Consider the following 6,115-nt stretch of genomic DNA (forward strand, 5'->3'; position numbering starts at 1 on the left):
GTCAGGATCTGGTCGCCAACCGGCTGGTCAGCGATGCGGCCATCAGCCTGCTGATCAACAATGCCGGCCTGGGTCCCAATGGCCCGGCGCTGGCCAGCGCCCCCACCGCCTATGATCCCATGCTGGCCCTGAACGTGGCGGCCGTGCAGCGCCTGACCCTGACTGCCGCCCATGTGTTTGCGGCCAAGGGGGCGGGCACCATCGTCAATATCGCGTCCGCCGTCGCCTTGCTGCCGGAACAGTTCAACGCCCCCTATGTCGCGACCAAGGCCTTTGTCCTGGCCCTGACACAGGCCCTGGCCGCCGAAACCGACGGCAAGGGCGTGACCTTCCAAGCCGTCCTGCCCGGCTATACCAGGACGGAGATTTTCGAACGCGCCGGCATCGACCCCGCCATCCTGCCGCAGGATATGGTGATGGAGGTGGGCGATCTGGTCGATGCCGCCCTTTCCGGGCTGGACCAGGGCGAGTTGGTTACTATCCCATCCCTGCCCGACCCCGCCGACTGGCAGGCGTTTGAGGCGGCGCGGATGAAGGTCGCCGGCAATGCCTCGCGCAATAAGCCCTCCACCCGCTTCGGTGTGGCCGGCGCTTAAGCCGTTCCAACGTTCCGTTCATGATCGGCCAGCCGTCGCATGACCTGCGGTGGCTGGCCGAAGCTGCGCAGGAAGGCCCGGCGCATACGCTCACGGTCGGCAAAGCCGGTTTCCCGCGCGATGATCTCCATCGGCAGGCGGCCTTCATCCATCATGGCGCGCGCTGCCTCCAGCCGCAGATTCTCCACAGCCTTGGCGGGGGATTGCCCCGTCTCCTGCCGGAAGACGCGGCTGAACTGCCGGGGTGAGAGGCTGGCGGCCTCCGCCAGTTCCTCCACCGACAGTTCATTGCGCAGGTTCTCCTTGGCAAAGGTCAGGGCGCGGCGCACCCGGTCGGATTTCGGCTCCAGTTCCAGCAGGGTAGAGAATTGCGATTGCCCGCCGGGCCGGCGCAGATAGACAACCATGGCCCGCGCCACCGACCGCGCCATCTCCCGGCCCAGATCCTCCTCCAGCAGGGCCAGGGCCAGATCGATACCCGCACTCATCCCGGCGGAGGTCCAAAGGTTGCCGTCCTGGATGAAGATCCGGTCTTCCTCCACCCGCACCTTGGGAAACCGCGATGCCAGCGCGCGGGCATGACCCCAATGGGTGGTGGCCCGCTTTCCATCCAGCAGCCCGGCTTCGGCCAGCAGGAAGGCGCCGGTGCAGATGCCGGCCACCCGGCGCGAGCGCTCGGCCGCCATCCGTATATAATCAAGCAATGCCGCAGGGGCCGGCTTGGCCAGCAACGATCCGGTTGTGATGGTGGTGTCATGGAACACCGCCCCCGCAGCCGCAGTATCAATCCCGAAACCCAGGGAGTTCCGGACCTGCCCCCCCGTATCCGACAGCATATGGATGTCGTAGTGGGTCTGCCCGCCCAGCAGGTTTGCCATTTCAAAAACCGACAGGGCCGCCAGCCCCATCACCTGGAATCCGTCGAACACCAGAAAGCCGACAGTACGCATGACGCATAATCCATATAAGCCACAAAACAAGACATAGATGGGTGTCGACAGAACGGGCTGTCAACACCCATCCGTCCCGCCGGCTCACGCAGGCGACGCAAAGTCAGTCGACATGGACAAAGCCCGCCATTGGGCCAAGATGGCCGCGTCGCTCTCATGCTTGGCTGCAATCGCCGCCACTGTGTCGCTGCCCAGCGGCAGACGGACAGGCGGATTCGGCATCTCGATGAAGGTGATGATGGCCTGGGCCAGCTTGTCCGGATCGCCCGGCTGTTTATGGCTGATCCCCGCCGCAAAATCCCGCACTGTGCCGGCCGTGCCGTCATAATCCGCGATGCGCACCGGGCTTACCGACAGCGAGGTGGCATCCAGGAAGTCCGTACGGAAATAACCGGGCTCAATGGAGGTGACATGGATGCCCAATGGGGCCAGTTCCGCCGACAGCGCCTCGGTCAACCCCTCCACCGCGAACTTGGTGGAACAATAGACCCCGAACCCCGCGCCGCTGCGATAGCCGCCGATAGAGGAGAAGTTCAGGATGTGGCCTGTCCGCTGCCGCCGCATATGGGGCAACACGGCACGGGTCACGGCCAGCAGGCCGAAGACGTTGGTGCGATACAGCGCCTCGATTTCGGCTGCTGTCGCCTCCTCCACCGCGCCGAGCAATCCATAGCCGGCATTGTTGACCAGCACGTCGATACGCCCGAATCGTTCGACGGCAGCCTTGGCGGCTTCATGGGCCTGTTCTTCCCGTGTCACATCCAGAGCGACGGCCAGCAGATGGGGATGCTCGCCCAAACGCGCCGTCACCGTCTCGGGCTTGCGGGCGGTTGCCACGACATTGTCTCCCTTGGCAAGGGCCCGTTCCGCGATCAGGGCACCAAAGCCGCGTGAGGCGCCGGTAATAAACCAGGTACGCATGGGAACTCTCCTTCTCTTCTCTCATCGGTGCTGGTCCGCCCAGCGCCTGGGAAAAGGTTTAGCCCCGTTTATTTGCTGAGATAATCGACTGGATATTCCACACGCTAATGAGCATATTTCAACAATGCGACATGTCAGCGCCACCGATCTTTCCAGCTTCCTGGCCATCGCCCGCCACCGCAGTTTCCGCCGTGCGGCGGATGAATTGGGCTGCACCCCGTCGGCGCTCTCCCATGCCTTGCGGCAGTTGGAGGAGAGGCTGGACCTGCGGCTGGTCAACCGGACCACGCGGTCCGTGGCCCTGACAGAAGCCGGAGAACGATTATTCGCCCGGATCAGCCCGGCCTTCCGCGATATCGACGATGCATTGGACGATCTCAACAGCCTGCGAGGTGCCATCAGCGGCCGGCTACGGATCAATACGGCCCGTTCGTCTGCCGGTCTGGTGTTGCTGCCGGTTGTCACCCGGTTTCTGGCCCGCCATCCGGGCGTGCAGGTGGAGATCGTGGTGGACAATGCCCTGATCGACACCGTGCTGGAAGGATACGATGCCGGGGTGCGATTTGGTGAGATCATCGCCAAGGACATGATCGCTGTACCACTGGGGCCACGCCAGCGAACGGCCATCGTCGCCTCCCCTGCATTTTTTGAAACCCACCCCAGGCCGCTGGTCCCCGAGCAGTTGAAGAACCTGCCCTGCATCGGCCTGCGTTTCGCCAGCGGTCGGCTTTATGCCTGGGAGTTCGAGCGGGGCGGCGTGGAACTGTCGGTGGAGGTGGAGGGGCCCCTGATCCTTGATGATACCGACCTGATCGTGGAGGCGGCGCTTGCTGGTGCCGGTATCGGCTTCGCGTTTGAGGATCAGGTCAAGGACCTGGTTCAGGCAGGGCGGCTGATCCGCGTTCTTGAGGACTGGTGTCCCTATTACAGCGGCTTTTACCTCTATTATCCATCGCGGCGGCAGATGCCGGCAACGCTGCGGGCCTTCATCGATTTTGTGCAGTCGGAGCGTGTGGCTTGACAGTCGACCCGCGTCGGTCGATTAGCTTGCAAAACAGTCCATTGGGGCCTCTGGAGGAAGCGTTTTGATGCCGGCAGCGCAGCAACAATCCATGTCCCGCCGTGACGTGCGGACCCTGGCTCTGGCGGCCCTGGGTGGGGCGCTGGAATTCTACGACTTCATCATCTTCGTCTATTTCGCCGCCGTGATCGGACAATTGTTCTTCCCGCCCGAACTGCCGGACTGGATGAAGCAGCTTCAGACCTTCGGCATCTTCGCCGCCGGCTATCTGGCGCGACCGTTGGGTGGCATCGTCATGGCCCATTTCGGTGACCGGCTGGGCCGCAAGCGCATGTTCACCCTGTCCATCCTGATGATGGCCATCTCCACCCTGGGCATGGGCCTGCTGCCAACCTATGCCCAGGTCGGGATCATCGCGCCCGTGGCGCTTCTGGCCCTGCGTGTGGCGCAGGGGGCCGCCATCGGCGGGGAGGTGCCGGGCGCCTGGGTCTTTGTGGCCGAACATGTGCCGCCCAACCGGGTGGGGCTGGCCTGCGGCACCGTCACCTGCGGCCTGACGGTCGGCATCCTGATGGGGTCGCTGGCGGCCACCGGCCTCAATACGATGTTCACGAAGGAGGTGATCCTGGACCATGCCTGGCGCCTGCCCTTCCTGCTGGGCGGCGTGTTCGGCTTCATCTCCGTCTATCTGCGCCGCTGGCTGGCGGAAACGCCGGTCTTCAAGGCGATGCAGGAGCGCAAGGCCCTGACGGAGGAATTGCCGCTGCGCGTGGTCGCACGGGATCATTGGCGCGGTGTCGCCGTCTCCATGGCGCTGACCGGGCTGTTGTCGTCGGGCATCATCGTGCTGATCCTGATGACGCCGGCCATTCTGCAGAAATCCTACGGCATCGATGCCGCAACGGCGCTCAGCGCCAACAGCCTGTCGACCATCTTCCTGTCCATCGGCTGCATCCTGGCGGGGCTGATTGTGGACCGGATCGGCGGCGCGCGCTTTTTCATGTTTTTCAGCCCGCTGCTGGCCATTTCGGCCTTCATCCTGTTCATGACGCTGCGCGTGGACCCGTCCTGGCTGTTCCCGTTGTCGGCACTGGTGGGATTGTCGGTCGGGACCATCGGAGCCGTACCGCACGCCATGGTGCATGTCTTCCCGGCCGCCGTGCGGTTCAGCGGCCTTTCGGCATCCTATAATCTGGCTTATGCGGTCTTTGGCGGCCTGACGCCTATTGCCGTAACCGTGATGCTGCAGATAAGCCCCCTGGCCCCCGCGTTCTACGTGCTGATGTTCAGCATCGTCGGTGTCATCACCGGTTTCGCCCTGCGGGGACAGCAGAAATTGTGATCGAAGCGGGCTGCCGGAGCAGGGCAGCCCGCTTCGATCAGGCGATCAGGCGCAGAGCCTCGCGGACATTGACCACCTGCTGGTTGGCGGTACGCGTGGAATGGGCGATCTCATCCATGTTCTGGTGGATCTGGGCCACGGCACCGGATGCGCCGCGCATATTGGAATTCATCAGGCGTGCAACAGCGCTCTGTTCCTCCACAGCGGAGCAGGTGCCGACCACGTAGGAGCGGACGGCATCGATGGCCCCGCGGATGGCATCCAGCTTTTCCGCCACATCGCCCGCCACCGACTGGAGACCGACAATCTCCCGGCCGATCCGCTGCGTGGCCTCGGCGGCCTGACGGGCCAGGGACTTCACCTCGGTCGCGACCACGGCGAAGCCGCGGCCCGCCTCACCGGCCCTGGCGCTTTCGATGGTGGCGTTCAATGCCAGCATATTGATGCGGCCGGCAATCTCGCCAATCAGCTTGACGATGCCATCCATGGCCTGGGTACCTTCCAGCAGGCGCTTGGTGGCCTCGTCCACCACCGACGCCTCCTGGAAGGCCTGTTCCGTCGCCGTCTTGGAATGGCTCATGCTGCGCGCGATCTCCTGGATCGAGGCGTCGAGCTGTTCCGATCCGCTGGCGATGGCCGCAACGCTGACCGACGTCTGTTCGGACGCGGCGGAAGCCGATACGGCCCGGTTGTTTGACTGTTCGACAGCGTTGACGATATCGCCCAGATATTTCTGCACCGCCTCCAGGGTCTGTTCCTTGCGATGGCGTGCCTCCACGGCCGCCGTCACATCCGTGGCGAATTTGACGACCTTGATGGCTTGACCCTGATCGTCCAGGATCGGGTTGTACGTGGCCTGGATATAGACGACACGGCCGTCGGCGGCGATGCGCTTGAATTCCGCCTGACTATAGCGGCCGGCGCGCAAGCTGTTCCAGAAGGAGCGGTAGTCCGGGCTCGCCACTTCCTGCGGCTCCACGAACATGCTGTGGTGCCGGCCCTTGATCTGATCCAGCCGATAACCCATCGTCTTCAGGAAGTTGGCATTGGCGTCCAGGATGGTGCCATCCAGGGCAAAGGAAATCACGGCCTGTGCCCGGTTCAGCGCCACCAACTGGCCCTGCATCTCCAGCGAGTGCAGGTGTTCAGCCGTCACATCTGTCGCGATCTTTACAACTTTGACAACATGCCCCCGCTTGTCCAGGACGGGGTTGTAGCTGCCCTGTATCCAGACTTCCCGTCCGCCCTTCGCCAGACGCCGGATCATCTGCACCGTTCCGGCCTT

At 63.8% G+C, this 6,115-nt stretch carries 6 protein-coding genes; 3 read left to right on the top strand and 3 right to left on the bottom strand.

The genetic code is table 11. The features are described 5' to 3' along the window. The coding region (locus KBA48_RS31880; RefSeq protein WP_292912705.1) for an SDR family oxidoreductase at positions 1-596 on the top strand (596 nt) is incomplete at its 5' end. Here KBA48_RS31880 and KBA48_RS31885 read toward each other — a convergent pair. Further along, positions 593-1,546, bottom strand: coding sequence for a GlxA family transcriptional regulator (locus KBA48_RS31885; protein ID WP_292912706.1), 954 nt, complete (start codon positions 1,544-1,546; stop codon positions 593-595). The genes KBA48_RS31880 and KBA48_RS31885 overlap by 4 nt on opposite strands. Positions 1,547-1,630: 84 nt before the next feature. After that, on the bottom strand, positions 1,631-2,467 hold the full coding sequence (locus tag KBA48_RS31890) for an oxidoreductase (protein ID WP_292912707.1): 837 nt from the start codon (positions 2,465-2,467) through the stop codon (positions 1,631-1,633). 124 nt (positions 2,468-2,591) lie between these two features. On the opposite strand from KBA48_RS31890, the gene KBA48_RS31895 reads away from it, so the two are divergent. Beyond that, complete coding sequence (locus tag KBA48_RS31895) at positions 2,592-3,488, top strand: LysR family transcriptional regulator (protein ID WP_292912708.1); 897 nt, start codon at positions 2,592-2,594, stop codon at positions 3,486-3,488. Between the two features lie 91 nt (positions 3,489-3,579). Next, positions 3,580-4,830 (top strand): MFS transporter, encoded by a 1,251-nt coding sequence (locus tag KBA48_RS31900; protein WP_292912709.1) that lies wholly within the window; start codon positions 3,580-3,582, stop codon positions 4,828-4,830. A gap of 37 nt (positions 4,831-4,867) precedes the next feature. Here KBA48_RS31900 and KBA48_RS31905 read toward each other — a convergent pair. Further along, on the bottom strand, positions 4,868-6,115 hold a 1,248-nt coding region (locus KBA48_RS31905; RefSeq protein ID WP_292912710.1), incomplete at its 5' end, for a methyl-accepting chemotaxis protein.

The organism is Niveispirillum sp. (assembly GCF_017996735.1).
Lineage (GTDB): Bacteria > Pseudomonadota > Alphaproteobacteria > Azospirillales > Azospirillaceae > Niveispirillum.

Coding starts and splice junctions, on each gene's coding strand:
- KBA48_RS31885 (WP_292912706.1), bottom strand. CDS start 1,546: ATGCGTACTGTCGGCTTTCTGGTGTTCGACGGATTCCAGGTGATGGGG.
- KBA48_RS31890 (WP_292912707.1), bottom strand. CDS start 2,467: ATGCGTACCTGGTTTATTACCGGCGCCTCACGCGGCTTTGGTGCCCTG.
- KBA48_RS31895 (WP_292912708.1), top strand. CDS start 2,592: ATGCGACATGTCAGCGCCACCGATCTTTCCAGCTTCCTGGCCATCGCC.
- KBA48_RS31900 (WP_292912709.1), top strand. CDS start 3,580: ATGTCCCGCCGTGACGTGCGGACCCTGGCTCTGGCGGCCCTGGGTGGG.